At 65.0% G+C, this 25,331-nt stretch carries 21 protein-coding genes; 15 read left to right on the top strand and 6 right to left on the bottom strand.

The features are described 5' to 3' along the window. Positions 1-57: 57 nt before the first annotated feature. The 3 genes from odhB (at position 58) to IC232_RS13660 (ending at position 3,446) form a co-directional block, all read left to right on the top strand. Positions 58-1,293 (top strand): 2-oxoglutarate dehydrogenase complex dihydrolipoyllysine-residue succinyltransferase, encoded by a 1,236-nt coding sequence (gene odhB / locus IC232_RS13670; RefSeq protein WP_190845528.1) that lies wholly within the window; start codon positions 58-60, stop codon positions 1,291-1,293. Between the two features lie 119 nt (positions 1,294-1,412). Then, a complete protein-coding gene (lpdA, locus tag IC232_RS13665) occupies positions 1,413-2,810 on the top strand; it encodes a dihydrolipoyl dehydrogenase (RefSeq protein ID WP_190845527.1) in 1,398 nt (465 codons plus the stop codon). A gap of 9 nt (positions 2,811-2,819) precedes the next feature. Then, the gene (locus IC232_RS13660; RefSeq protein WP_190845526.1) at positions 2,820-3,446 is read left to right on the top strand and encodes a thymidine kinase; all 627 of its coding nucleotides are present in this window, start codon (positions 2,820-2,822) and stop codon (positions 3,444-3,446) included. 119 nt (positions 3,447-3,565) lie between these two features. Here the strand turns inward: IC232_RS13660 and IC232_RS13655 are convergent, their stop codons facing one another. Further along, positions 3,566-4,543: a tyrosine recombinase XerC gene (locus tag IC232_RS13655; protein ID WP_246812204.1), complete on the bottom strand. Its 978-nt coding sequence runs from the start codon at positions 4,541-4,543 to the stop codon at positions 3,566-3,568. A gap of 54 nt (positions 4,544-4,597) precedes the next feature. Here IC232_RS13655 and IC232_RS13650 point away from each other — a divergent pair, with 54 nt between their 5' ends. The 8 genes from IC232_RS13650 (at position 4,598) to IC232_RS13615 (ending at position 13,149) form a co-directional block, all read left to right on the top strand. Next, positions 4,598-6,760 (top strand): primosomal protein N', encoded by a 2,163-nt coding sequence (locus IC232_RS13650; RefSeq protein ID WP_190845524.1) that lies wholly within the window; start codon positions 4,598-4,600, stop codon positions 6,758-6,760. A 26-nt stretch (positions 6,761-6,786) separates the two neighbouring features. After that, positions 6,787-7,347: a histidine phosphatase family protein gene (locus IC232_RS13645; RefSeq protein ID WP_190845523.1), complete on the top strand. Its 561-nt coding sequence runs from the start codon at positions 6,787-6,789 to the stop codon at positions 7,345-7,347. 208 nt (positions 7,348-7,555) lie between these two features. Continuing rightward, positions 7,556-8,128: a F0F1 ATP synthase subunit delta gene (locus IC232_RS13640; protein ID WP_190845522.1), complete on the top strand. Its 573-nt coding sequence runs from the start codon at positions 7,556-7,558 to the stop codon at positions 8,126-8,128. Then, complete coding sequence (atpA, locus tag IC232_RS13635; RefSeq protein WP_190845521.1) at positions 8,128-9,657, top strand: F0F1 ATP synthase subunit alpha; 1,530 nt, start codon at positions 8,128-8,130, stop codon at positions 9,655-9,657. Before IC232_RS13640 ends, atpA begins: the two co-directional genes overlap by 1 nt. A gap of 54 nt (positions 9,658-9,711) precedes the next feature. Next, the gene (locus IC232_RS13630) at positions 9,712-10,584 is read left to right on the top strand and encodes a F0F1 ATP synthase subunit gamma (protein ID WP_190845520.1); all 873 of its coding nucleotides are present in this window, start codon (positions 9,712-9,714) and stop codon (positions 10,582-10,584) included. A gap of 22 nt (positions 10,585-10,606) precedes the next feature. Next, positions 10,607-12,061, top strand: a complete 1,455-nt coding sequence (atpD, locus tag IC232_RS13625; RefSeq protein WP_190845519.1) for a F0F1 ATP synthase subunit beta — start codon at positions 10,607-10,609, stop codon at positions 12,059-12,061. Between the two features lie 116 nt (positions 12,062-12,177). Continuing rightward, positions 12,178-12,579: a F0F1 ATP synthase subunit epsilon gene (locus tag IC232_RS13620; RefSeq protein ID WP_190845518.1), complete on the top strand. Its 402-nt coding sequence runs from the start codon at positions 12,178-12,180 to the stop codon at positions 12,577-12,579. Positions 12,580-12,636: 57 nt separating this feature from the next. Continuing rightward, on the top strand, positions 12,637-13,149 hold the full coding sequence (locus IC232_RS13615; RefSeq protein ID WP_190845517.1) for a 2'-5' RNA ligase family protein: 513 nt from the start codon (positions 12,637-12,639) through the stop codon (positions 13,147-13,149). A gap of 244 nt (positions 13,150-13,393) precedes the next feature. Here the strand turns inward: IC232_RS13615 and putA are convergent, their stop codons facing one another. After that, complete coding sequence (gene putA / locus IC232_RS13610) at positions 13,394-16,492, bottom strand: bifunctional proline dehydrogenase/L-glutamate gamma-semialdehyde dehydrogenase PutA (protein WP_190845516.1); 3,099 nt, start codon at positions 16,490-16,492, stop codon at positions 13,394-13,396. Between the two features lie 114 nt (positions 16,493-16,606). Between putA and IC232_RS13605 the strand changes: the two genes are divergently transcribed. Beyond that, positions 16,607-17,068 (top strand): Lrp/AsnC ligand binding domain-containing protein, encoded by a 462-nt coding sequence (locus IC232_RS13605; protein ID WP_190845515.1) that lies wholly within the window; start codon positions 16,607-16,609, stop codon positions 17,066-17,068. Positions 17,069-17,171: 103 nt separating this feature from the next. Here IC232_RS13605 and IC232_RS13600 read toward each other — a convergent pair whose 3' ends face one another. Continuing rightward, on the bottom strand, positions 17,172-18,179 hold the full coding sequence (locus IC232_RS13600) for a TerC family protein (RefSeq protein ID WP_190845514.1): 1,008 nt from the start codon (positions 18,177-18,179) through the stop codon (positions 17,172-17,174). A gap of 305 nt (positions 18,180-18,484) precedes the next feature. Between IC232_RS13600 and IC232_RS13595 the strand changes: the two genes are divergently transcribed. The 3 genes from IC232_RS13595 to IC232_RS13585 all read left to right on the top strand — a co-directional run bounded on the left by IC232_RS13595 (position 18,485) and on the right by IC232_RS13585 (position 21,236). Next, on the top strand, positions 18,485-19,513 hold the full coding sequence (locus IC232_RS13595) for an ABC transporter substrate-binding protein (RefSeq protein ID WP_246812203.1): 1,029 nt from the start codon (positions 18,485-18,487) through the stop codon (positions 19,511-19,513). A 156-nt stretch (positions 19,514-19,669) separates the two neighbouring features. Beyond that, the gene (locus tag IC232_RS13590; protein ID WP_210335356.1) at positions 19,670-20,461 is read left to right on the top strand and encodes an ABC transporter ATP-binding protein; all 792 of its coding nucleotides are present in this window, start codon (positions 19,670-19,672) and stop codon (positions 20,459-20,461) included. 7 nt (positions 20,462-20,468) lie between these two features. Further along, on the top strand, positions 20,469-21,236 hold the full coding sequence (locus IC232_RS13585) for an ABC transporter permease (protein ID WP_190845512.1): 768 nt from the start codon (positions 20,469-20,471) through the stop codon (positions 21,234-21,236). Positions 21,237-21,573: 337 nt separating this feature from the next. On the opposite strand, the gene IC232_RS13580 is transcribed toward IC232_RS13585, so the two are convergent. The 3 genes from IC232_RS13580 to IC232_RS13570 all read right to left on the bottom strand — a co-directional run bounded on the left by IC232_RS13580 (position 21,574) and on the right by IC232_RS13570 (position 25,226). Next, positions 21,574-22,713 carry a CobW family GTP-binding protein gene (locus IC232_RS13580; RefSeq protein WP_190845511.1) on the bottom strand — a complete coding sequence of 380 codons (1,140 nt, stop codon included), beginning with the start codon at positions 22,711-22,713 and terminating at the stop codon, positions 21,574-21,576. A gap of 5 nt (positions 22,714-22,718) precedes the next feature. Then, positions 22,719-23,624 carry a DMT family transporter gene (locus tag IC232_RS13575; RefSeq protein WP_190845510.1) on the bottom strand — a complete coding sequence of 302 codons (906 nt, stop codon included), beginning with the start codon at positions 23,622-23,624 and terminating at the stop codon, positions 22,719-22,721. 183 nt (positions 23,625-23,807) lie between these two features. After that, on the bottom strand, positions 23,808-25,226 hold the full coding sequence (locus tag IC232_RS13570) for a D-alanyl-D-alanine carboxypeptidase family protein (RefSeq protein ID WP_190845509.1): 1,419 nt from the start codon (positions 25,224-25,226) through the stop codon (positions 23,808-23,810). Between the last annotated feature and the right edge of the window lie 105 nt (positions 25,227-25,331).

Here is a 25,331-nt window from a genome sequence, read left to right as displayed (position 1 = left end):
CTCTCATCCGATTCCGAGGGGCTGGGACACCAGCCCCGCAAAGACCAAAAGACGATCATGGCAACCGAAATCCGCGTACCCACCCTTGGCGAATCCGTGTCAGAGGCCACCATCGGCCGCTGGTTCAAGAAGCCCGGCGATCCCGTGAAGGCCGACGAGCCCGTGCTCGAGCTGGAGACCGACAAGGTCACCCTCGAGGTCAACGCGCCCGCGAGCGGAACCCTCGGCGACATCATCGCCAAGGACGGCGAGACGGTGAGCCCCGGCGCGGTGCTCGGCTCCATCGTCGACGGCGGTGCGGCGGCATCTCCTGCTGCCCCTGCAGCCGCCCCCAAGGCTGAAGCGCCCAAGGCCGCTCCCGCTGCAGCGCCTGCTCCGGCAACTGCTGCTCCCGGCGCCGCCCAGGATCACGGCCCGGCCGTGGCCCGTCTTGCCGCCGAGAGCGGCGTGAGCCCGGCCAATGTCGGCGGCACCGGCAAGGACGGCCGCGTGACCAAGGGCGACATGCTCGCGGCGATTGCCACGGGCGGCGCTCAAGCCTCCGCACCCGCCGCGCCGGTTCAGGTGCGTGCGCCTTCCGCGCCGAGCGATGCGGAGCGCGAAGAGCGCGTGAAGATGACGAAGCTGCGCCAGACGATCGCGCGCCGCCTCAAGGATGCGCAGAACACCGCCGCCATGCTGACCACGTTCAACGACGTGGACATGAACGCGGTGATGAACCTGCGCAGCCAGTACAAGGACGTGTTCGAGAAGAAGCACGGCACCAAGCTCGGCTTCATGGGCTTCTTCACCAAGGCGGTGATCCAGGCGCTGAAGGACGTGCCGGCGGTGAACGCCGAGATCGACGGCCAGGATCTCGTCTACAAGAACTACTACCACATCGGCATCGCGGTCGGCACCGAGAAGGGCCTCGTGGTGCCTGTGGTGCGCGATGCGGACGACCTGTCGGTTGCCGGCATCGAGAAGAAGATCACGGATTTCGGCAAGCGCGCTCGTGACGGGAAGCTCTCCATCGACGAGATGCAGGGCGGCACCTTCACCATCACCAACGGCGGCATCTACGGCTCGCTCATGTCGACGCCGATCCTCAATGCTCCGCAATCGGGCATTCTCGGCATGCACCGCATCGAGGACCGTCCGGTGGTGCGGGGCGGCCAAGTGGTGGTGCGCCCGATGATGTATCTCGCGCTCTCCTACGATCACCGCATCGTCGACGGCAAGGAAGCCGTGACCTTCCTCGTGCGGGTCAAGGAAGCCCTGGAGGATCCGGCGCGCCTCGTGCTCGATCTGTAAGAACACCAACCTTTTAGCGTCATGGCCGGGCTCGTCCCGGCCATCCACGCCTGCAACGCAAAGCAAAGACGTGGATGCCCGGATCAAGTCCGGGCATGACGTTTAAGTGGAGACAAAAGATGTCCTACGATCTCATCGTCATCGGCACCGGCCCCGGCGGCTACGTGGCCGCCATTCGCGCCGCGCAGCTCGGCCTCAAGACGGCCGTGGTGGAAAAGCGCAAGACCCATGGCGGCACCTGCCTGAACATCGGCTGCATTCCCTCGAAAGCCCTATTGCATGCCTCGCATATGTTCCAGGATGCGCAGCACTTCGCCGACATGGGCATCGGCGTGAGCGCGCCGACGCTCGATCTCAAGACAATGCTGGCCTTCAAGCAGGAGGGCGTCGACGGCAACACCAAGGGCGTCGAGTTCCTGCTCAAGAAGAACAAGATCGATGCCTTCACCGGCACGGCGCGTATCGCGGCTCCGGGCCAGGTCGAGGTGACGGCTGAGGACGGCTCGAACCAGGTGCTCGAGACGAAGAACATCGTCATCGCCACGGGTTCCGACGTCACCCGCCTGCCGGGCATCGAGATCGACGAGAAGGTGGTGGTGTCGTCCACCGGAGCGCTCGAACTCGAGAGCGTGCCGAAGCGCCTCGTGGTGATCGGCGCGGGCGTGATCGGCCTGGAGCTCGGCTCCGTATGGCGCCGCCTGGGCTCCGAAGTGACGGTGGTGGAATATCTCGACCGCATCCTGCCCGGCATGGACGGCGAGGTCGCCAAGAACTTCCAGCGCATCCTCGGCAAGCAGGGTTTTGCGTTCAAGCTCGGTGCCAAGGTCACCAAGGTCGAGCGGACCGGCAACGGTGCGACGCTCACGGTCGAGCCCGCCGCCGGAGGCAATGCGGAGACCATCGAGGCCGATGTGGTGCTGGTGGCGGTCGGACGCGTGCCCTACACGCAGGGGCTCGGCCTCGACAAGGTGGGCGTCCAGCTCGACAACCGCGGCCGCATCCAGACGGATGCGCATTTCTCCACCAATGTTACCGGCATCTACGCCATCGGCGACGTGATCGCCGGCCCCATGCTCGCCCACAAGGCCGAGGACGAGGGTGTTGCCGTGGCGGAGATTCTCGCCGGCAAGGCGGGTCATGTGAACTACGACGTGATCCCGAGCGTGGTCTACACGTTCCCTGAGGTCGCCTCCGTGGGCAAGACCGAGGAGGAGCTGAAAGCCGCCGGCATCGCCTATAATGCGGGCAAGTTCCCCTTCACGGCCAATGGCCGCGCCAAGGTGAACCGCACCACGGACGGCTTCGTGAAGATCCTGGCCGATGCCACCACCGACAAGGTCCTCGGCGTCCATATCGTCGGCGCGGAAGCCGGCAATCTCATCCACGAGGCGGCGATCGCCATGGAGTTCGGGGCATCTTCCGAAGACATGGCCCGCACCTGCCATGCGCACCCGACGCTCGCGGAAGCTGTGAAGGAAGCAGCCCTCGCGGTGGAGAAGCGCGCCATTCACATGTAAGATCGCAGGATGGCAAAGCTCCACTTCATCTACTCGGTGATGAATGCAGGCAAGACGACCCATCTCCTGCAGGTTCGCTACAATTACATCGAGAACGGCGGCAATGTGCTGTTGTTCACCAGCCTGATCGACGACCGCTTCGGCGTCGGCAAGGTGAAGTCGCGCATCGGCCTTGAGGCCGATGCGATCCCCTTGCGGAAGGTCGACGACATCGGCGCCATCGTGGCGGCCGAGCATGCCAAGAAGCCCGTCACGGTGGTGCTGGTCGATGAAGTCCAGTTCATGACCGCCGACCAGGTCCGCCAGCTCGCCTGGATCGTGGACGAGCTGAACGTGCCCGTGATGGCCTATGGGCTGAAGAACAACGTCTACGGCACGCTGTTCAGCGACGCGATCATCGCCATGATGGCGCTGGCGCAGGATTTCCAGGAGATCAAGCAGCTCTGCCATTGCGGCCGCAAGGCCACGATGATCCTGAAATACGACCGCAACGGCGAAGCCGTCCGCTCAGGCCCGGTGGTCGAGATCGGCGGCGAGGGCCGCTACGTCTCCGTCTGTCGACCCCATTGGACAGCCGGCGACATCGGACCCGCGGCGCGGCAGCTTTTGGCCGAGGCCGTTGTCGCGGCGGAGTGATCCTCCGCGTCATCCGGACGAAGCGGAGCGAAGATCCGGGATCGTATGCCGGATCAGGCGCTAGTCTCGTCTTGCGATCCCGGGTTCTGCTGCGCAGCCACGGGATGACACCCGACAATTCATTTTACCCGCGCCCTCGGATGGGCGGCGTTGAACGCGTCCATCAGGCGGGCCGCATCCACCTTCGTGTAGAGCTGCGTCGTTGAGAGCGAGGCGTGGCCCAGAAGCTCCTGGATGCCGCGCAGGTCGCCGCCCTTGGCCAGCAGATGCGTCGCGAAGGAATGGCGGAGCGCATGGGGCGTGGCGCTGTCGGGCAACCCCAGGGCGCCGCGCAGCTCCTCCACGGCAAGCTGGATGATCCGCGGCGAGAGCGGTCCGCCGCGGGCACCGACGAAAAGCGGCCCCTCGGGCGGGATCGCATAAGGGCAGAGTGCCAGATACTCCTCCACCGCCCGCTGGATCGGCGGGATCACCGGCACGCTGCGCATCTTAGCCCCCTTGCCGGTGACGGTGATGGCGTCGAGGCCGTTCACGGGCGCGTCCCGCCGCTGCAGGCCGAGCGCCTCGGAGATGCGCAGGCCCGCCCCATAGAGCAGGGACAATACAGCCGCGTCCCGGGCCAGGATCCAGGGCTTGCGGTTCTCGGATGCCCGCGCCTGTGCATCCGTAACGGCCACGGCCGAGGAGGCGGAGAGGGGGCGCGGCAGGTTCTTCTCCACCTTGGGGGTGCGAATCGCCGCAAAGGCCGAGGCCGTGCCATGGCCCTCCCGCTCAAGATGCCGGGCAAAGGACCGAAGAGCGGCGAGCTGGCGCATGAGCGAACGGCTTCCCACCGAGTCCATCCGCCGGGCCGCCAGGAACGCGCGGATGTCCAGGGGCTTCAGACCCAGGATGCCCTTCACGCTCGGCGGCTCGCCGAGATGGTTCGTCAGGAAGGCCAGGAACTGGCGCAGATCCCGGGCATAAGCCTCGACGGTCTTTCCCGAGAGCCGCCGCTCCTTGGCCAGCGAGGCGAGCCACGCCATCGCCTCCCGGCGGGTGTCGTCTGCGCCGGGGAGAACCAGATCGAGAGCATTCTGTGTGGCGCTGCTTGACATAGGTCCCATTTATGCAAGGCAGGACCCTAACAGCCACAGGTTAACCTCTCCCGAATGACAAGCCGCATCGCCGATGTCCTCATCCCGCTGGCGCTGGACACGGCTTATTCCTATGCCGTGCCGGACGGCCTCGGCCTTGAGGAGGGCGACGTGGTGCAGGTGCCGCTCGCCAATCGCGAGGTGGCGGGCGTCGTCTGGGGCTTGCGGGAGGGCCAGGGCGGCAACCTCAAGAAGGTGACGGGCGTCATCGACGCGCCGAATCTGTCGGCGAAGATGCGCAAGTTTCTGGACTGGATTGCCTGGTACACGCTCGCGCCCAAGGGCTCGGCGCTTGCGATGGGGCTTAAAGTTCCCGATGCCGACCGGCAGGAGGTCGCCCGGGTCGGCGTGCGGCTGGCGGGCGCCCTCCCGAAACGCATGACGCCTGCGCGGCAGAAGGTGGTCGAGATCGCGCAGGACGGCGCCGTGCGGCTCAAGAGCGAGCTCGCCCAGGCGGCGGGTGTCAGTGCCGGGGTCGTCAACGGATTGATCGATGAAGGGGCCTTGGAGACGGTGGCGCTTCTGGCCGAGCCCGTGGCCGAGATGCCCGATCCCGCCTTCGGCGACACCGCTCTCTCGGACGGGCAGGGCGAGGCGGCGGAGAAGCTCGTTGCCGCCATGGGCGAGGAGCATCCGCCCGTGATCCTGCTGGAGGGCGTTACGGGCTCCGGTAAGACGGAGGTCTATTTTGAGGCTGTGGCCGAGGCTTTGCGCCAAGGCCGGCAGGCCCTGATCCTCATGCCGGAAATCGCGCTCACGGCCCAGTTTCTCGACCGGTTCGCCGCCCGATTCGGCGTGAAGCCCGCCACCTGGCATTCCGGCGTCACAGGCCGCAGACGCGAGCGGCTCTACGCGGCCATTGCGTCCGGTGAGGTGAAGGTGGTGGCGGGCGCCCGCTCGGCCCTGTTCCTGCCCTATGCCGATCTTGGCCTCATCGTGGTCGATGAGGAGCACGAGACCGCCTACAAGCAAGACGACGGGGTGCATTACCACGCCCGCGATATGGCGGTGGTGCGCGGCAAGATCGAGAACGCCACCGTCGTTCTGGCCTCGGCCACGCCGTCCATCGAGAGCCGGGTCAATGTGGAGCGCGGGCGCTACCGCCACGTGCGCCTGCCGGAGCGATTCGGCGGCCGCTCCATGCCGCAGATCCGGGCCGTGGACCTGCGCAAGGAGGCCATCCCCAAAGGGCGATGGCTCTCGCCGACCCTCGTCGCCGCCGTGGAAGACACGGTGGCGAAAGGCGAGCAGGCGCTGCTCTTCCTCAACCGGCGTGGCTATGCCCCGCTGACCCTCTGCCGCAATTGCGCCCACCGTTATGAATGCCCGAACTGCTCCTCCTGGCTGGTGGAGCACCGGTTCCGGCGTTCCCTCGTCTGCCATCATTGCGGTCACGTGGAGCGCACGCCTCAGGCCTGCGTCGAATGTGGCAGCGTCGATTCGCTGGTGCCCTGCGGCCCCGGCGTCGAGCGGATCGCCGAAGAGGCGACGGAGCTGTTTCCGGACAAGCGCTGCATTGTGCTCTCCAGCGATTTCCCCGGTGGCACGGAGCGTCTGCGAACGGAGTTGGCCGCCATCGCGGCGGGCGAGTTCGATATCGTCATCGGCACCCAGCTCGTGGCCAAGGGGCACAACTTCCCGCTCATGACCCTGGTGGGTGTGCTCGACGCCGATATCGGCCTGACCTCCGGCGATCCCCGCGCCGCCGAGCGCACGTTCCAGATGCTCCAGCAGGTGACGGGCCGCGCCGGGCGTGGCGAAAAGCCGGGCCGCGCCCTGGTCCAAACCTGGCAGCCCGACCATCCGGTGATCGCCGCCCTAATCTCCGGCGATGCGGAGCGATTCTACGAAGAGGAGACCCGGGTGCGGGAAATGGCTGGCCTGCCGCCCTTCGGGCGCCTGGCCTCCCTCATCGTCTCGGCCGCCGAGCGCGAGGCCGCCGAGGCTCACGCCCGCGCCATGGCGCTGGTGGCCGAGCCGCCCCCCGGTGTCACGGTGCTCGGGCCCGCCGAGGCCCCGCTCGCCCTCATCCGCGGCCGCTATCGCTTCCGTCTTCTGGTCAAGACCGAACGGGAGGTGGACCTCCAGGGTTACCTGCGCGGCTGGATGGCCCGCTGCCCCAAGATCCGTGGCAACACGCGGGTGTCCATCGACGTAGATCCCCAGAGCTTTCTTTAAACGAACACATCATCAAGACAGGTACCATGCCCAAGATCGTCCATTGCATCCGCCACGGCCAATCCACCTTCAACGCCCACTGGGCCGAGCATGGCGAAGATCCGGGGCATTTCGATGCGCCTCTCACCGAGCTTGGCCGGCAGCAGGTGGCCGAGCGGGCGCCGGAGCTGCGCCAGCATCTTTATGAACTTGTCGTGACCTCGCCGCTCACCCGGGCGATCCAGACCACCATGGGGCTGTTCGGGACCCATCCCGCGTCTCCGAAGATCCTGGTGGAATGCCTCCACCGGGAGCACCTGGAGAGCAGCTGCGACGTGGGTCGGGCGGTCTCCCATCTGGCCCAGGATTTCCCCCACCTCCATTTCGGCCATTTGGACGAGGTCTGGTGGCATAACGAGGGGGAGGTGAACGAGCGGGGCTTCGTCTACGAGCCCGCCCATGTGTTCGAGGAGCGCGTCGAGCGGTTCCGGGGCTGGCTGGCGGAGAGACCGGAGACGATGATCGCCGTGGTGGGCCACGGCACCTTCTTCAGCAGGCTCGTCGGGCGGTTCCTCACCAATTGCGAAGTCGCCACCCTGGAACTTTAGGCCCCGCCCCGACAGGCACCCGGTTTTTACCTGCCGAACAGGGCTCAGCTCGCCTTGCGCCTCAGAAAAACCCATGCTAGTGCACCCTCGCCTGACGGGCGGAGAAGGCTCCCGTCCCGGGCTCATTTCCACACCTGACGGGTCTCCCGGATGCCGCATTCGCAGGCTTTCCCGGTCCGAGGCCCGTTATGACAAGAGAGACGGTTACGTGGCGCAAAGCGGTTCCCATGATGGACCCCTCCTGTCGGGCGTAGCGTTGCGCTATGCTTCGGCGATGTTCGAAGTCGCCCGCGAGGCGAATACGGTGGACGCCGTCGCCGGCGATCTCGCCCGCTTCGAGGGGCTGATCCGTGGCAGCGACGACTTGCAGCGCCTGATCCTCAACCCCATCTTCACGGCTGAAGAGCAGTCGAACGCGATCGGTGCCATTCTCGACAAGGCCGGCATTTCGGGCCTTGCGGGCAATTTCATCCGTCTCGTGGCGTCCAAGCGTCGGCTTTTCGCCCTGCCGGACATGATCCACGCCTACCAGAACCTGGTGTCCGACGCCAAAGGCATCGTCCGGGCGCAGGTCACCCTGGCGGAGGCGCCGTCCGACACCGTTCTGAACGAGATCAAGGCGGCGCTGCGCGACGTCGCCAAGGCTGACGTCTCCGTCGACGTCAAAATCGACCCGAGCCTCATCGGCGGCCTCATCGTGAAGATGGGCTCCCGCATGGTGGATGCCTCGGTGCGCACCAAACTCAATTCCATTCGTCTAGCGATGAAAGAGGTCCACTGATGGACATTCGAGCCGCTGAGATCTCCGCGATCCTCAAAGAGCAGATCAAGAACTTCGGTACCGAAGCTGAAGTCACCGAAGTCGGGCAGGTTCTGTCCGTCGGTGACGGTATCGCCCGTTGCTACGGCCTCGACAAGGTTCAGGCCGGCGAGATGGTCGAATTCGAGAGCGGCGTGCGCGGCATGGCCCTCAACCTCGAGACCGACAACGTCGGCGTCGTGGTGTTCGGCTCCGACCGTGAAATCGCCGAAGGCCAGACCGTGAAGCGCACGGGCGCCATCGTGGACGTGCCGGTCGGCAAGGGCCTGCTCGGCCGCGTCGTCGACGCGCTCGGCAACCCCATCGACGGCAAGGGCCCGATCCAGTCGACTGAGCGTCGCCGCGTGGACGTGAAGGCTCCCGGCATCATTCCGCGCAAGTCGGTGCATGAGCCGATGGCCACGGGCCTCAAGGCCATCGACGCCCTGATCCCGGTCGGCCGCGGCCAGCGCGAGCTGATCATCGGCGACCGCCAGACCGGCAAGACCGCCGTCGTGCTCGACACGATCCTCAACCAGAAGCCGCTCAACCAGGGCAACGACGAGAGCCAGAAGCTGTACTGCGTCTACGTCGCGGTCGGTCAGAAGCGCTCCACGGTCGCCCAGTTCGTGAAGGTTCTCGAAGAGCAGGGCGCTCTGGAATACTCCATCATCATCGCGGCCACCGCGTCGGACCCGGCTCCGATGCAGTTCCTGGCGCCGTTCTCGGGCTGCGCCATGGGCGAGTTCTTCCGCGACAACGGCATGCATGCCGTGATCGTGTACGACGACCTGTCCAAGCAGGCCGTCGCCTACCGTCAGATGTCGCTCCTGCTGCGCCGTCCGCCGGGCCGCGAGGCTTACCCGGGCGACGTGTTCTACCTGCACTCCCGCCTGCTCGAGCGCGCTGCGAAGCTCAACGACAGCCAGGGCGCGGGCTCGCTCACCGCTCTGCCGGTCATCGAGACGCAGGCCAACGACGTGTCGGCCTACATCCCGACCAACGTGATCTCGATCACCGACGGCCAGATCTTCCTCGAGACGGACCTGTTCTACCAGGGCATCCGCCCGGCGGTGAACGTCGGCCTCTCGGTGTCGCGCGTGGGCTCCTCGGCCCAGACGAAGGCGATGAAGAAGGTCGCGGGCAAGATCAAGGGCGAGCTGGCGCAGTACCGCGAGATGGCGGCCTTCGCTCAGTTCGGCTCCGACCTCGACGCCACGACCCAGCGCCTGCTGAACCGTGGTTCGCGCCTGACCGAGCTCCTGAAGCAGCCGCAGTTCTCGCCGCTGAAGATGGAAGAGCAGGTCGCCGTGATCTACGCCGGCGTGAACGGCTACCTCGATGCGCTTCCGCTCAACCGGGTGCGCGCCTTCGAGGACGGTCTGCTTTCGCTCCTGCGCGGCAAGCACGCTGATCTCCTTGATGCCATCCGCGCTTCGAAGGACCTGTCGAGCGACTCGGAAGCGAAGCTCAAGGACATCGTCCAGAACTTCGCCAAGTCTTTCTCGTAAAGACACCGTTTGCGTAAGATCCAGCCGGAACTCCGGAGAGGGTAGGGCCGCTCGATGCCGAGCTTAAAAGACCTTCGTAACCGCATCGCCTCGGTCAAGGCGACGCAGAAGATCACCAAGGCCATGCAGATGGTGGCCGCCGCGAAGCTGCGCCGCGCGCAGACCGCGGCGGAGGCCGCGCGTCCCTATGCGGAGCGCATGTCCTCGGTGCTCGGCAACCTCGCGTCCGGCATCGTCGTCGGGCCCGAGACGCCGCGCCTGCTCGCCGGGACCGGTTCCGACCGCGTTCACCTGCTGATCGTCTGCACCGCCGAGCGTGGTCTCTGCGGTGCGTTCAACTCCTCGATTGCGCGTCTTGCCCGCGATCATGCCAACCGGCTCATGGCCGAGGGCAAGACGGTCAAGATCATCTGCGTCGGCAAGAAGGGCTACGATATTCTTCGTCGCCAGTTCGCCCAGCAGATCATCGAGCTCATCGACCTGCGTTCCGTGCGCCAGCTCGGTTTCGAGCAGGGCGACATGATCGCCCAGAAGGTGCTCGCCCGCTTCGAGGCCGGCGAGTTCGACGTGGCGACCCTGTTCTACTCGCGCTTCCGCTCGGTGATCGCCCAGATCCCGACGGCGCAGCACATCATCCCGGCTCAGATCGAGGCTTCCGGCACGTCGTCCGACGCGGTCTACGACTACGAGCCCGAGGAAGGCGAGATCCTGGCGACGCTCCTGCCGCGGAACCTCACCGTGCAGATCTTCCGCGCGCTCCTGGAGAACGCAGCCTCCGAACAGGGCGCCCGCATGAGCGCCATGGACAGTGCAACCCGCAACGCGGGCGAAATGATCAAGAAGCAGACGATGACCTACAACCGGTCGCGTCAGGCGATGATCACCAAGGAACTGATCGAAATCATCTCGGGCGCCGAGGCGCTCTGACGAAATCCGAGAGGAGCCAATCATGGCCAACACCGCTACCCCCGCCCGCAAGGCGACCGGTCACATCACCCAGGTCATCGGCGCTGTCGTCGACGTGCAGTTCGAAGGTCACCTGCCGGAGATCCTGAACGCGCTCGAGACCTCGAACAACGGCAGCCGCCTCGTTCTCGAAGTCTCGCAGCAGCTCGGCGAGAGCACCGTGCGCTGCATCGCCATGGACACCTCCGAAGGTCTCGTCCGCGGCCAGCCGGTCACCGACACCGGTGCTCCGATCTCCGTGCCGGTCGGCACCGCAACGCTCGGCCGCATCATGAACGTCATCGGCGAGCCGGTTGACGAAGCTGGCCCCATCGTTGGTGAAAGCACCCGCGCCATCCACCAGCCGGCTCCTTCCTATGCCGAGCAGTCCACAGAGGGCCAGATCCTCGTCACCGGCATCAAGGTCGTCGACCTGCTCGCTCCCTACGCCAAGGGCGGTAAGATCGGCCTGTTCGGCGGCGCCGGCGTCGGCAAGACCGTGCTGATCATGGAGCTCATCAACAACGTCGCGAAGGCCCACGGCGGCTACTCCGTGTTCGCTGGCGTCGGCGAGCGCACCCGCGAAGGCAACGACCTCTATCACGAGATGATCGAGTCGAAGGTGAACGTTGACCCGCGTGAGAGCGGCTCGGCTGCCGGTTCCAAGTGCGCCCTTGTGTACGGCCAGATGAACGAGCCCCCGGGCGCCCGCGCCCGCGTCGCGCTCACCGGCCTCACGGTCGCCGAGAACTTCCGCGACCAGGGTCAGGACGTGCTGTTCTTCGTGGACAACATCTTCCGCTTCACCCAGGCAGGCTCCGAGGTGTCGGCGCTTCTCGGCCGTATTCCTTCGGCCGTGGGCTATCAGCCGACCCTGTCCACGGACATGGGCGCCCTGCAGGAGCGCATCACCACCACCACCAAGGGTTCGATCACCTCGGTGCAGGCCATCTACGTGCCCGCCGACGACCTGACCGATCCGGCCCCGGCCACCTCCTTCGCCCACCTCGACGCCACGACCGTGTTGTCGCGTTCGATCGCCGAGAAGGGCATCTACCCGGCCGTGGACCCGCTCGACTCGACCTCGCGCATGCTGTCCGCCGCCATCGTCGGCGAGGAGCACTACAACACCGCCCGTCAGGTCCAGCAGGTGCTGCAGCGCTACAAGGCGCTCCAGGACATCATCGCGATCCTGGGCATGGACGAACTCTCCGAAGAGGACAAGCTCACCGTAGCCCGCGCCCGCAAGATCGAGCGCTTCCTGTCTCAGCCCTTCCACGTGGCGGAAGTGTTCACCGGCTCGCCCGGCAAGCTCGTCGCCCTTGAAGACACCATCAAGGGCTTCAAGGGTCTGGTCGATGGCCAGTACGACCACCTCCCCGAAGCTGCCTTCTACATGGTCGGCACCATCGAGGAAGCCGTCGAGAAGGCCCAGCGCCTCGCCGCCGAAGCTGCTTAATTCAACTCTCGTGCATCCCGGAGTCGTGTGATTCACACGACTCCGGGATCACTTTGTCCAAGCGTATCTCCCAAACGATGCCCGATCATGATCGCGGTGACGAGGAGCTCAGATAGATGGCTACCTTCAATTTCGAACTCGTCTCTCCTGAGCGCGTGCTGTTCTCCGGCGACGTGGATGCGGTTGTGCTGCCGGCCACGGAAGGCGACATGACTGTTCTGGCCGGTCATGCGCCGACCATGACGGCTCTCAAGACCGGTTTCCTCGTCATCACCAGCACGCCCGGCAATGGTCGTCGGATCCTGGTGCGTGGCGGCTTCGCCGATGTGAACCAGAACGGCCTGACGGTTCTGGCCGAGCGGGCTCTCCCGGCCGAGGAACTGACGCAGGAGATCCTGGATCACGAGATCCTTCAGGCCGAAATGGCCTATGACTCCACCAACGATCAGGCTGCCAAGCACGCGGCCGAGTCGGCGGTCGCGCAGCTGCGTGAAGCCAAGGCGGCGCTGAACTTCTAAAACAATTGTCAGCTTGAGATCTGAAACAACCCGGCACCAAGCCGGGTTTTTCTTGTCATGAACACAACAGCGCCTCTCATCCTCACGCTCCAGCTCGACGAGCGTGCCTTTGCTTTCTTCGACGAGCAGCGACGGCGCTACTTCCCCAAGGAGCGCAACTTCATCCCGGCACACCTGACACTGTTCCATGCTCTGCCGGGCGAGCACCTCGCGGAAATTCAGCATGACACCGAGGCCGCGATCTCCGGTCAGGAACCTTTCGCGCTCGATGTGACAGGTCTGCGTTCCCTCGGGCGCGGGGTCGCGTATAAGCTCGAATCCTCTGAGCTGAGCGAGTTACGCCGTCATCTCGCGCTGACATGGAACGACTGGCTCAAGCCTCAGGACCGTCAGAACCACAACCCGCATGTGACGGTGCAGAACAAGGTCGATCCAACACAGGCACGGGCTCTGCTGGAGGATTTGGCTGACGGATTTCAGCCGTTCGAGGTCATAGGAATGGGGCTGGACCTATGGTGGTATCGCGGCGGGCCGTGGGAGAAGGTCCGCAGCTTTCCGTTTGCGTTTTGACTCCCAACGGAACGTCATGGCCGTGCTCGTCACGGCCATCCACGTCTTAGAAACACTGCCCTCATCCTGAGGAGCCGCGCAGCGGCGTCTCGAAGGAGCCTCCAGAGAGCACTGTAACCTCCTTCGAGACAGATTGCTTACGCAATCCTCCTCAGGATGAGGTTGGAGAAGCGGAAAGCGAAGACGCGGATCCCCGGAGCAAGTCCGGGGATGACGACAGAACAATGAAGCGAGGTGCCTCGCCCTACTCACCCATGGCGATCAGGTTCGCGTTGCCACCGGCGGCGGCCGTATTGATCGTCACCGTCTGCTCCGTGGCAAAGCGCAGGAGGTAGTGCGGACCGCCCGCCTTGGGGCCTGTGCCGGAGAGGCCATGACCGCCGAAGGGCTGCACGCCGACCACCGCGCCGATCATGTTGCGGTTCACATAGACATTGCCCACCGACAGAGCCTCGATCACGCGCTCCACCGTGGTGTCGATGCGCGAATGCACGCCGAGCGTCAGGCCATAGCCCGTGCCCTCGATCGACCGCAGCACCTCCTCCAGGCGATCCGCCTTGTAGCGCACCACATGCAGCACTGGGCCGAACACTTCCTGGGCCAGATCGTGCGGCTTGTTGAGCTCGAAGAAATGCGGCGCCACATAGGTGCCGGTCGCAGGCGCATCGCCGGCGTAGTGCACCTTCGCCTGGCGCTTCATGTCGGCAATATGCGCATCGAGCTTGTCCTTCGCCTCGCGGTCGATCACCGGGCCCACATGGGTGGAGATCTCGCGCGGGTCGGCGAGCTTCAGCTCGCGCGCATTGCCGGCGATCATCTCGATCATGCGATCGGCCACATCCTCCTGCACGCAGAGCAGGCGAAGTGCCGAGCAGCGCTGGCCGGCGGAGCGGAACGCCGAGGTCACCACGTCATCGGCAACCTGCTCAGGCAACGCTGTCGCGTCTACGATCATGGCGTTGATGCCGCCGGTCTCGGCGATCAGTGGCACGATGGCGGCGTCCTTGTTGGCGAGCGTGCGGTTGATGATGCGCGCCACCTCCGTCGAACCGGTGAACACCACGCCGGCCACACGCTCATGCTCCACAAGACGCGCACCCACGCGCCCATCGCCCGGCACGAGATGAAGGGCCGTCTTCGGCACGCCGGCTTCGTGCAGAATGCGCACGGCGAGATCGGCGATCAGCGGCGTCTGCTCGGCGGGCTTTGCCACGACCGCATTGCCGGCCATCAGCGCGGCGCTGACCTGCCCGAGGAAGATGGCGAGCGGGAAGTTCCAGGGCGAGATCGCCACGAACACGCCGCGGCCGCGCAGGCGCAGCATATTGCTCTCACCCGTAGGCCCCGGCATGAGGTCGCCATTGCCGAACAGGGTGCGACCCTGAACGGCGTAATAGCGCAGGAAGTCGACCGCCTCGCGCACTTCCGAGAGCGCGTCGTCGAGGGTCTTACCGGCTTCCACCTGCAGCAGGTGCAGCAGTGCCCCGCGCCGCTCTTCCAGGAGATCGGCCGCACGCTGCAATGCCTTGGCGCGGGTGTCCGCATCGGTGCGGCTCCAGCTTGCAAAGCCCTTCTGAGCTGCCGCCATCGCGCGGTCCGCCACCTCGGGCGAGGCTTCCGTCACCTGGCCCGCAACGGTGCTGCCGTCGATGGGGCTGACGACCGGGCGGGACGTGCCGGACGCCGCCTTGCCGTCGATCAGAACTTCCGCTTTGAAGTTCTGCTGGCCGCTCTTCCCGATCTCCACGAGCAGCGCATCGAGAGAAGCTTGGTGGCCGAACTCCACGCCTCGTGAATTTGTGCGCTCGGGTCCATAGAGATCGCGCGGCAGCGGGAGCTTGGGATGACGCGCCTTGTCGGCGGACACAATGATGTCAGCTGGCCGCTTCAAGAGCGCCTGGACAGGCACGTTGGGGTCGGCTGCGACGGACACGAAGGAGGAGTTGGCTCCGTTCTCCAGAAGGCGGCGCACGAGATAGGCGAGAAGATCGCGGTGACCGCCCACCGGCGCATAGGCGCGGCAGGCAAGGCCGGGATTGTCTTCGAGCAGGCGCGCATAGAGCGCCTCGCCCATGCCGTGCAGGCGCTGGAATTCGTAGCCCTCGGTGCCGCCGGCGCGCTCGATGATGGACGCGACGGTGAGCGCGTTGTGAGTGGCGAATTGCGGGTAGATGCGCGGGCGCAAGCTGAGCATCTTCTCGGCGCAGGCCATGTAGTGCAGGTCCGTCATCGCCTTGCGGGTGAAGACCGGGTAGTCGTCGAGCCCGCGCTCCTGGGCGCGCTTCACCTCCGTGTCCCAATAGGCGCCCTTCACGAGGCGCACCATGAGCTGGCGGTCGTATTTCTCGGCCATGGCCGCGATGGCATCGATCACCGACCCGGCGCGCTTCTGGTATGACTGGATGGCCAGGCCGAAGCCCTTCCAGTCGGCGAGCGACGGATCGGCGAGCACCGCCTCGATCACCTCGAGCGACAGTTCCAGCCGGTCGGCCTCCTCCGCATCAACGGTGAAGTTGAGGTCGTAAGCCTTGGCCTTTTGCGCCAGCTCGATCACGAGCGGCACGAGCTCGCGCATCACCCGCTCCCGGCTCGTGGCCTCGTAGCGCGGGTGGAGTGCGGACAGCTTCACCGAGATGCCGGGGCGGTTCGGCAGGGGCTCGTTGCCGGCGGAGCGGCCGATCGCGTCGATGGCCGACGCATAGGAGTCGAAATAGCGGTGGGCATCGTCGGTGGTGCGGGCGCCTTCGCCCAGCATATCGAAGGAATAGCGGTAGACGCGGCCCTTCGAGGTGCCCGCCCGCTTCAGGGCCTCCTCGATGGTCTGGCCGAGCACGAAGTGGTTGCCCATCACCCGCATGGCTTGGCGGGTCGCCGTGCGCACGGCCGGGAGGCCGAGGCGCTTGGTGAGCTGGCCCAGAATGCTCTCTGGGGTCTCGCCGGGCTGGATCACCCGCGCGGTGATGCCGAGCGCCCAGGCCGAGGCCGAGACGAGAAAGGCGTCGGACTTGGATTCATGGCCGGCGAAATCGGCCTGTCCCAGCTTGTCCTCGATCAGCCGGTCGGCGGTGGCGGCATCCGGCACGCGCAGCAGCGCCTCGGCCAGCACCATGAGCGCCAGCCCCTCCTTGGTGGAGAGCGCGTATTCCCGCAGCATCTCCTCGACGCCGCCGAGCCCGCCGCCCTTGGCGCGGATGGCCTCGATCAGGCGCGTGGCCTGCTCATCCACGCGCTTCTCCCGCTCCGGCGACAAGCGGGAGCTGGCGAGAAGCCGGGTCGCAAGGGCTTTGTCGTCCTCAGCGTAGGGCGGGTTGAAGGGCTGGGCGGTGCTGGGGGAAGGACGCATCGGAAGATCCTCTGGATGTTTCCCGGAATATAGGTGGGCAAGAGGCGTGCTTCGATGGAAAAATCACCCTCTTTGCCTTAGTAAAAGCGGCCATCATCCTGAAAGACCGTGAAAATGACGGACTTGGACCGTACCGATCGCAAGATCCTCAAAGCCCTTCAGGCCGATGGGCGCATCGCCACCGTGGACTTGGCGGAAAAGGTTGGGTTGTCGCCCACCTCCACCAGCGACCGCGTGAAGCGCCTGCAGCGGGACGGCTTCATCGCCGGCTATGGGGCAAGGCTTGATCCGCACCGGCTGGGGCTTGGCCTCCTGGTCTTCGTGGAAGTCTCCCTCGACAAGACCACGCCAGACGTCTTCGAGAAATTCGCCGAGGCCGTGAAGCGCGCACCAGAAGTTCTGGAATGCCACATGGTGGCGGGCGGCTTCGATTATCTGGTGAAGACCCGAGTGGCCGACATGGCCGCCTACCGCCGCTTCCTCGGCGACATTCTTCTCGCCCTGCCGGGCGTGAAGGAGACCCGCACCTACGCGGTGATGGAAGAGGTCAAGAGCGACGGGATGTTGCCGGTATAAACAGACATATCATTGCTGTCATTCCGGGGCGCCAAAGGCGAGCCCGGAATGACAATGAGGAGCGGAAAACGAAATGGGAGGGCGTTCACCCTCCCACTATGCCTTACCCGGAAATGGCCGCCTGCTCGTCCTTCGTCTTCCACAGTGAGAAGAGGACACCACCGGCGATCAGGGCGAGGGTCACGCCGAGCGAAATGGTGGGATCGAGCTTGCCCACGAGCTGGTTCCAGAAGATCTTGCCGCCGATGAACACGAGCACCAGCGCCAGGGCATATTTCAGGTAGTGGAACCGGTGCACCATGGCGGCGAGCGCGAAGTAGAGCGCCCTTAAGCCCAGGATTGCCATGATGTTGGCCGTGTAGACCACGAAGGTATCCGTGGTGATGGCGAAGATCGCCGGCACCGAATCCACCGCGAAGATCAGGTCGGCGACGTTGATCACCACGAGAGCCAGGAAGAGCGGCGTCGCCCAGGTGACGAGCTTGCCTGTCTTCGGGTCGGGCTCGCGCACGAAGAAGTGCTGGTTATGAAGGCGGTTCGTCACCCGCATGTGCTTGCGCAGGAAGCGGACGAGCGGGTTCTTCTCGATGTCCGGATCGCTATCGGGCACGATCAGCATCTTGATGCCGGTCGCGATCAGGAACGCGCCGAAGATGTAGAGCATCCAGGAGTATTCCTGCACCAAAGCGGCGCCTAAGGCGATCATGATGCCGCGCAGGACGATGACGCCGATGATGCCCCAGACAAGGGCGCGGTACTGGTACGCTCTGGGAATCGCGAAATAGCTGAAGATCAGCGAAATCACGAAGACATTGTCGATCGACAGGGACTTTTCGATGAAGAAGCCCGTGAAGTAGGAGATGCCCGCATGGGTGCCGTCCTGGGTCACCAGGAGGCCGGTCTCGAAGGACCACCAGATATAGGCACCGAAGAGCATCGCGATGCCGATATAGAAGGCAGAGAGGAGAAGGCTCTCCTTCACGCCGAGTTCTTTGTCCTTTCTGTTCAGGACACCGAGATCGAAGGCGAGGAGAAAAACGACAAGGCTCAGGAAAGCCGTCCACATCCAGACGGGCTTCCCCAGCCATTCCATGAGCAGGAATTCTGGCATAACCGGACCTTTGATTGCTTATGTTCAAGCATCGGCTCCGACATCGCAGTCGCGGTTGCGTCCTGCCAGAGGGGCCCGGTCGCCGATGGGATCAAGGTGGGGAGAGCTCTGAACCCCGTCAAGAGCCTTGGCCGTGAGAATTCCTGCTCAATTTTTTGTCAAATGCACGTCCCGGCAGCAGGGATGCCCTGGCAAGAGACTTGACCCGAAGCACCGATCTGATTGCATGGTCAAGAACAAGGCAGCTGGCGACAAAGAACGCCAGAAGGCTCAAGGCCATAAAAACAGAGGTGACGGTGATGTTCTTGGATCGTTCGATAAAGGCAGGGTGGATCAAGGGCATGCTGGCGGGCGCTGCCGTGCTTCTCGGCTCCGCTGCCCAGGCCCAGACCCCGGTGCGGTTCTCCCTGGACTGGCGCTGGGAGGGGCCGGCCGCTCCGTTCGCGGTTGCCCTCGACAAGGGCTACTTCAAGGCCGAGGGCCTCGACGTCACCATCGATCCGGCGGCGGGATCCCGCGAGCCGATCTCCCGCGTGGCGTCGGGCACCTATGACGTGGGCTTCGGCGACGTGAACTCCCTCGTGCGCTTCCGCGACGAGAATCCCGGCACCGACATCAAGGCCGTGATGGTGATCTACGACCGTCCGCCCTTCGCCCTCATCGGGCGCAAGAGCCGGGGCATTGCTAAGGAGGTGTCGAGCCTCCAGGGTAAGAAGTTCGGCGCGCCGGCCGCTGACGGCGCTTACGCGCAATGGCCGATCTTCAAGGCCGTGAACAAGATCGACGATACCACCATGAAGTTCGAGAACGTGGGCTTTCCGGTCCGCGAGCCCATGCTGGCGCAGGGTGAGGTCGATGCGGTGTTCGGCTTCTCCATGTCGTCCTACATCAACCTGAAGTCCCGCGGCGTGCCGGCGGACGACATCGTCGTGCTGCTCATGAGCGATTACGGCGTCGATCTTTACGGCAACACGATCATCGTCTCGCAGAAGTTCGCTCAAGAAAAGCCCGAGGCTGTGAAGGGCCTGCTGCGCGCCATCATGAAGGGCGTGCAGGACACGGTGAAGGATCCGTCGGGCGCTGTCGACGCGGTTGTCAAGCGCAACGACGTCGCCAAGAAGGACGTGGAGCTCGAGCGCCTCAAGATGGTGCTGGAGCAGAACATGATCACCCCGTGGGTGAAGGAGAACGGTTTCGGCGGCATCGACAAGGCCCGTTTCGCCAAGGCCCTCGACCAGATCGGCCTGACCTTCACCTACAAGGCCAAGCCCGAAGTGGACGCGGTGTTCACGGAGCAGTTCCTCCCCGCCGCCGATCAGCGCAAGGTGAACTGATCGTTCTTTACCCTCCCCTTGAGGGGGAGGGTCGCGAGCATAGGCGAGCGAGGTGGGGTGGAAACGCCACGTCCTGCAAGGTCGCGCTACTCACCCCACCCCGGCCTGACGGCCGACCCTCCCCCTCAAAGGGAGGGTGAGACCACGGAGTGCCCGTTGTCTGCTTTCGTCGATATCCACGATGTGACCCACGTCTATGCGCGGGCTGAGGACGGTCTGCCTGCTGTCCAGAACCTGAATCTCAAGGTACACGAGGGCGAGTTCGCCGCCATCGTCGGTCCTTCGGGCTGCGGCAAGTCCACTCTGATGAAGCTCGCCACCGGATTGCAGTTTCCCGTCGAGGGAACGGTGATCGTGGACGGCAGGCAAGTGGGAGCGCCGGTGAAGCTCGCCGGCATGGCGTTCCAGAACCCGACGATGCTGCCCTGGCGCACCACCCTCGACAACATCCTGCTGCCGCTCGAAATCGTGGAGCCGCATCGCTCGCGGCTGCGCCGCCACAAGGCGGAATATGTGGCGAAGGCCGAGAGCCTGCTCGCCCAGGTGGGTCTCAAGGGGCAGGGGCACAAATTCCCCTGGCAGCTGTCAGGCGGCATGCAGCAGCGGGCCTCCCTTTGCCGCGCGCTCATCCACGAACCCAAGCTCCTGATGCTCGATGAGCCCTTCGGCGCGCTCGACAGCTTCACCCGCGAAGAATTGTGGTGCGTGATGCGCGACCTGCATGCGGCCCAGAAGGTGACGATCATTCTCGTCACCCATGACCTGCGCGAGGCGGCGTTCCTGGCGGACCGCATCTTCTGCATGAGCGCCCGGCCCGGTCGCATCGTGGCCGAGCGCGAGGTGGAGTTCCCGCGGCCGCGTGATCTCGAGATCACCTATACGCCGGAATTCTCTGCCCTCGTTCACGAGTTGCGCGGCCACATCGCGCAGGCGCGCCAGGCGGCGTGAGGATCCCATGAAAACCAAGAACAAGCTTGCCCTCGCGCCCTGGGTCTTCACCGTCGGGTTCTTCGCCCTGTGGGAGATCCTCTGCCATGTGCTGAAGATCTCGAGCTTCATCCTGCCGGCGCCCTCCACGATTCTCTGGGCCGTGTGGGAATACCGCAGCCAGCTCGCCTACCACGCCATGCACACCCTCTGGATGACGCTGGCGGGTTTCGGCCTCGCGGTCGGCTTCGGCCTCCTGCTCGGGATGGTGCTGGGCTCCTCGCGGCTCATCAATGCGGGCACCTATCCGTTGCTTGTGGGCTTCAACTCGATCCCCAAGGTGGCCGTGGTGCCGATCCTGGTGTTCTGGTTCGGCGTCGGCTGGGTGCCGCCGGTGATGACCGCCTTCCTGATCTCGTTCTTCCCCATCGTGGTGAATGTCGCGACCGGCATCGCCACGGTGGAGCCCGAGATGGAGGACGTGCTGCGGGCGCTCGGCGCCTCGAAGCGCGACATCGTGTTCAAGGTCGGCGTGCCGCGCGCCATGCCGTATTTCTTCGGCTCGTTGAAGGTCGCGATCACGCTGGCCTATGTGGGCTCCGTGATCGGCGAGCAGAACGCGTCGAATGTGGGCATCGGCAATCTGCTCACGCGGGCCTCGGCTGCCTTCGAGGTGCCCCTCGTCTGGGCCGCCCTCGTGGTGCTCGCGGTGCTCGGCGTCATCATGTACGCGATCACGGCCTATGCGGAGCGCTCCATGACCGGCTGGGCACAGCGCTCGCAGATGGCGGCGTGATGTAAACACCTCACACCACTCTACCCTCATCCTGAGAGTATGGCTCATAAAGCGCCGACGAGCCCTCCTCCCCCTTGTGGGGAGGAGTTGGAGGTGGGGGTGCCGGCGCTTCGCTGGTCCAGTCTAGCGCTCACACCCCCCACCCTGACCCGCCCCACAAGGGGGAGGGAAAGCCTATGCCCATGCCAGAAGGGATTTATGAGCCAGCCTCTGAGGAGCCGCTGAAAGCGGCGTCTCTAAGGAGCTACCAGGATGCACTGGAAACGCCTCGTCCTTCGAGACGCGAGCAAGCTCGCTCCTCAGGATGAGGCTCTTGTTGGATGTCGGCGAGAGGTATTCACCGCCTCAGCGACAGCGGATTGTCCGACAGGGCCGCCGCATCGGGCCGGTCGACGGCGGGCTTGCCGAGGAAGGCGTCCCAAAGCTTCTCCACGGTCTCACGTTCGAGATCGTCCACGATGAACACGATGCGGCTGCGCCTGTCTTCGCTCGGCCAGCGCGGCAGCACGGCCGGCACATGGATCACATGCTGCACGCCATGGATGACGACCGGATGCTCCGGATCCTCGGCCAGCGCCACAAGGCCTTTCACGCGGAGCAGCTTCGCGCCTTGCGACGAGCGCAGGAGATCGAGGAACATGTCGAGCGTGCCCTGGCGGATCGGCTGGTCGCTCGTAAGGCAGAAGGCGCGGATGCGCTCGTCGTGCCGGTTCACGTCATGATGATGGTGATGATCATGCCCGTGATGATGGTGCCCGTGCTGGTGCGCGTGGCTTTCGCGTTCAGCTTGCTCGACGGCTTCCGTCTTCAGCCACCCGGCCACATCGGCGATCTTGCCGTCGAGATCGAAGAGGCCACCGGCGATGACAGCCTCGGCCGGCGCATCCGCCGCAAGCAGGGTTGCGCCGGGATTGAGCTGATGCAGCCTATCCCGCAGTTCCGAGAGCTTTGCCTCATCGCTCACGAGGTCCGTTTTCGAGAGGACAATGCGCTCGGCCACGGCCGCCTGCTTCACGGCTTCGCGATGGACGTCAAGGGTCGCAGACCCGTTGACCGCATCGACCACAGTGACCACGCCTTCCACGGCGTAGCGCATCGATAGATACGGGTGATAGAGCACCGCGTGCAGGATCGGGGCCGGATCGGCGAGGCCCGTGGTCTCGATGATCACGCGCTTGAACGGCATGATACGGCCGTTGTCGCGCTTGCGCAGGAGATCTTCCAGGGTCGCGATGAGGTCGCCGCGCACCGTGCAGCAGAGGCAGCCGGCGGAGAGCAGCACCATGCCCTCGTCGACCGTCTCCACCAGAAGATGATCGAGGCCGATCTCGCCGAACTCGTTGATGATCACCACGCTGTCCTGCAGCGCGGCTTCTTTCAGAAGCCGGTTGAGCAGGGTGGTTTTGCCCGAGCCGAGAAAGCCCGTGAGGATGGTGAGCGGGAGGGGAGCGGGTGGGGTCATCGGGCTGTTCGTCATCGGGTTCAATCCGCAATCGGCACCAGGGGCGCACCTTTAAGGCGGCGCTGCTCCAGCACAACGTTGGCCATGATGGCTCCCAGCACAAGGGCGCCTCCCGCAATCTGCAAAGGCGACAGGACCTCGTCGAGGATGAGAGCCGACGAGATGGCGGCCACCACGGGCTCGGTGCAATAGATGATTCCGGCCGCGACCGCCGTGATGCGCCCGAGCGCCAGGAACTGCAGCACGAAGCCGAAGATATAGCCGCCGATCGTCATGGCGACCGCGAAAGGGGCGGCCGCCAGAGAGGAGGGCGGCGCCAGCTGCCCGGCCGCCAGGCTGATGAGCGCTGCGGTGGGCAGGACGAGCACATGGATCCAGAAAGTCTTGGCCATGACGCCGGTCCTGCGGCAGCGCGCGGCGGCGAAGAACTGGATCGCCGTGGCGATGCTCGCCCCGAAGGCGAGGGCAAGGCCCCGCCAATCGAGACCGCCAAAGGCCGGTCCCACGACCAGGGCCACGCCGAGGGTGGCCACGGCCACGACTCCCAGCAATGTCGGCGTGAGCTTCGTGCCCTCCACGAAGGGGCTCGCAAGCACGATCAGGATCGGGAAGGTGTAGAACACCACGGCCGCCACTGTGACCGGGATATACGCCACGGACGAGAGGTAGCAGATGCCCACGAACGCCGTGGCAATGCCGAGCAGCAGCAGAGTGCCGCGCTCCTCCCTGGCTGCTTTGAGCGATTGTCTCATGAGCGCAGCCACGATGCCCACCAGAACGAGCATCAGGAACACCCGATAGACCACGATGGCCGAGCCGCTGGCACCCGCAAAGGAGGCCATGCGGGCGTACACGATGTTGAAGCCATAGAGGCTCGCCGAGACGAGAGCGAAGAGCAGGCCGCTGGCGGGGGAGGAGCGATTCATCTTGAAACTTGCGTGGCAGGGTCCGAAGCGTTTGCCCGGATGCACCTGAATTGCAAGGGCTAGAGTATCGGACCCAAAAGTGGATTTGCACTTTTGGGATTGATCCGATGCTTCATCTTGGACGCGCTAAGCAAAACGCCCGGTGGGTGACCGGGCGTTGCAGAGAAACGATGATCTGTCGGATCAGTTCGCGACGGATTTCGGCTTTCCGGCCGCGTCCGCCTTTTGGGGCGCCTTGGCCTTCGCGTCCGTCTTGGCTTTGCTGTCCGCAGCGGGCTTGGCCTCCGGCTTCGCGCCCGTCACCGGCTTGACGGTGACGCTGACCCGCGGCGGGGTCTTGCCGCCCTTGTCCGTGCTCTTGACCGCGGGCTTTGCGGGCTCGCTCTCGGCAGCCTTGGTGTCGTCCTGCGCCGCGTCGTCCTGCTTGGCTGCCGCCTTGCCCTTCTTGGGAGCCGCCGCCTTCTTGGTCTTGGCCCTGCGCGCCTGCTCGGCTGCAGCCTCGGCCGCCGCCTGGGCGGCAATCTCAGCCTCGGAAGGAGGGTTCAGGCCGACCCAGACCCGCTCCGGCTGCACGGCGGTGCGGGGCCCGAGCACGGTGCGCACCGGCTTGTCGGCAACTGTGCCGGCAAAGGCCATGACTTCCGTTGAGAACAGGTTCGGAATGTTGCTGTCGGTTTCGGCAACGGCCGGAGCGTCCTCTTCCTGCGGCACCGGTCCGCGACGGTCGCAGATGACCGGGCGCATGTCCGGCGGGCTGCTATTGGCCGAGACCGGGAGCGCCGCAAGTTCCGGATTGGTGAAGTTCACCTTGCTGTTGAAGCCGCGGTCGAACAGCTCGGCGGCCTTGATGGTGCGCTCGTTGGACGAAGGGGCGCCGAGCACCACCGTGATCAGGTGGCGGCCGTCGCGGTGGGCGCTTGCCACCACGTTGAAGCCGGACGAGCAGATGAAACCGGTCTTCATGCCGTCAGCGCCGGGATAGCGGCCGATGAGGCCGTTGGTGTTGCGCATGATGCGGCGGCCGAACTGGACGGCGCCGATGTCGAACAGGTCCCTGTGGTCCGGAAACTCCCGCAGCAGCGCGCGGGCGAGAAGCGCCATGTCGCGGGCCGTGGTCTGGTTGCGGTCGTCGGGCAGGCCGTGGGGATTGGCGAAGCGGCTCGAGACCATGCCGAGCTTTTGGGCATGGGCGTTCATCAGCTCCGAGAAGCCGTCGATGGAGCCGCCGATATTCTCCGCGATGGTAGCTGCGACGTCGTTTGCCGACTTCACCATCATGATCTTGAGAGCGTTGTCGAGCCGGATCTCCGTGCCGGGCTTGAAGCCCATCTTCGACGGGGGCAGGGCGGCGGCGCCCTCGGACACGATCAGAAGCGTGTCCATGCTCATCTGGCCGGAGCGGATCTTGTCGAGGGCCACATAGGCCGTCATCAGCTTGGTGATGGAAGCCGGAAACCAGGGGTCGGTCGCCCTCTCGGCGTGAAGAACACGGCCGGATTCGACTTCAACGACAAGCGCAGGGCCGCCGGCGGCCAGAGCCGAACCGCTCATGAGGGCGGCAAGGGCAAAGGCTGTCACGCGGAGGACACGGCTAACGTTCATGCGGAACGACTCCTTGGCTTCGTTCGACGATAGGAGAGGATGGATCAAGCCCCGCCTGTCAGCTGGGCTATTTGTAGTGCCAAACCTTGGCCTTGGCTAGGTTAG

Source organism: Microvirga sp., from assembly GCF_014699075.1.
Classification (GTDB): domain Bacteria; phylum Pseudomonadota; class Alphaproteobacteria; order Rhizobiales; family Beijerinckiaceae; genus Microvirga.
Note: the sequence above shows the minus strand (reverse complement) of the source record. Positions and strands in the feature narration are given on the sequence as shown.

Coding starts and splice junctions, on each gene's coding strand:
- IC232_RS13645 (WP_190845523.1), top strand. CDS start 6,787: ATGCCCAAGATCGTCCATTGCATCCGCCACGGCCAATCCACCTTCAAC.
- lpdA (WP_190845527.1), top strand. CDS start 1,413: ATGTCCTACGATCTCATCGTCATCGGCACCGGCCCCGGCGGCTACGTG.
- atpD (WP_190845519.1), top strand. CDS start 10,607: ATGGCCAACACCGCTACCCCCGCCCGCAAGGCGACCGGTCACATCACC.
- IC232_RS13620 (WP_190845518.1), top strand. CDS start 12,178: ATGGCTACCTTCAATTTCGAACTCGTCTCTCCTGAGCGCGTGCTGTTC.
- IC232_RS13570 (WP_190845509.1), bottom strand. CDS start 25,226: ATGAACGTTAGCCGTGTCCTCCGCGTGACAGCCTTTGCCCTTGCCGCC.
- IC232_RS13660 (WP_190845526.1), top strand. CDS start 2,820: ATGGCAAAGCTCCACTTCATCTACTCGGTGATGAATGCAGGCAAGACG.
- putA (WP_190845516.1), bottom strand. CDS start 16,492: ATGCGTCCTTCCCCCAGCACCGCCCAGCCCTTCAACCCGCCCTACGCT.
- IC232_RS13575 (WP_190845510.1), bottom strand. CDS start 23,624: ATGAATCGCTCCTCCCCCGCCAGCGGCCTGCTCTTCGCTCTCGTCTCG.
- atpA (WP_190845521.1), top strand. CDS start 8,128: ATGGACATTCGAGCCGCTGAGATCTCCGCGATCCTCAAAGAGCAGATC.
- IC232_RS13650 (WP_190845524.1), top strand. CDS start 4,598: ATGACAAGCCGCATCGCCGATGTCCTCATCCCGCTGGCGCTGGACACG.
- IC232_RS13585 (WP_190845512.1), top strand. CDS start 20,469: ATGAAAACCAAGAACAAGCTTGCCCTCGCGCCCTGGGTCTTCACCGTC.
- IC232_RS13615 (WP_190845517.1), top strand. CDS start 12,637: ATGAACACAACAGCGCCTCTCATCCTCACGCTCCAGCTCGACGAGCGT.
- IC232_RS13655 (WP_246812204.1), bottom strand. CDS start 4,543: ATGTCAAGCAGCGCCACACAGAATGCTCTCGATCTGGTTCTCCCCGGC.
- IC232_RS13630 (WP_190845520.1), top strand. CDS start 9,712: ATGCCGAGCTTAAAAGACCTTCGTAACCGCATCGCCTCGGTCAAGGCG.
- IC232_RS13605 (WP_190845515.1), top strand. CDS start 16,607: ATGACGGACTTGGACCGTACCGATCGCAAGATCCTCAAAGCCCTTCAG.
- odhB (WP_190845528.1), top strand. CDS start 58: ATGGCAACCGAAATCCGCGTACCCACCCTTGGCGAATCCGTGTCAGAG.
- IC232_RS13600 (WP_190845514.1), bottom strand. CDS start 18,179: ATGCCAGAATTCCTGCTCATGGAATGGCTGGGGAAGCCCGTCTGGATG.
- IC232_RS13580 (WP_190845511.1), bottom strand. CDS start 22,713: ATGACGAACAGCCCGATGACCCCACCCGCTCCCCTCCCGCTCACCATC.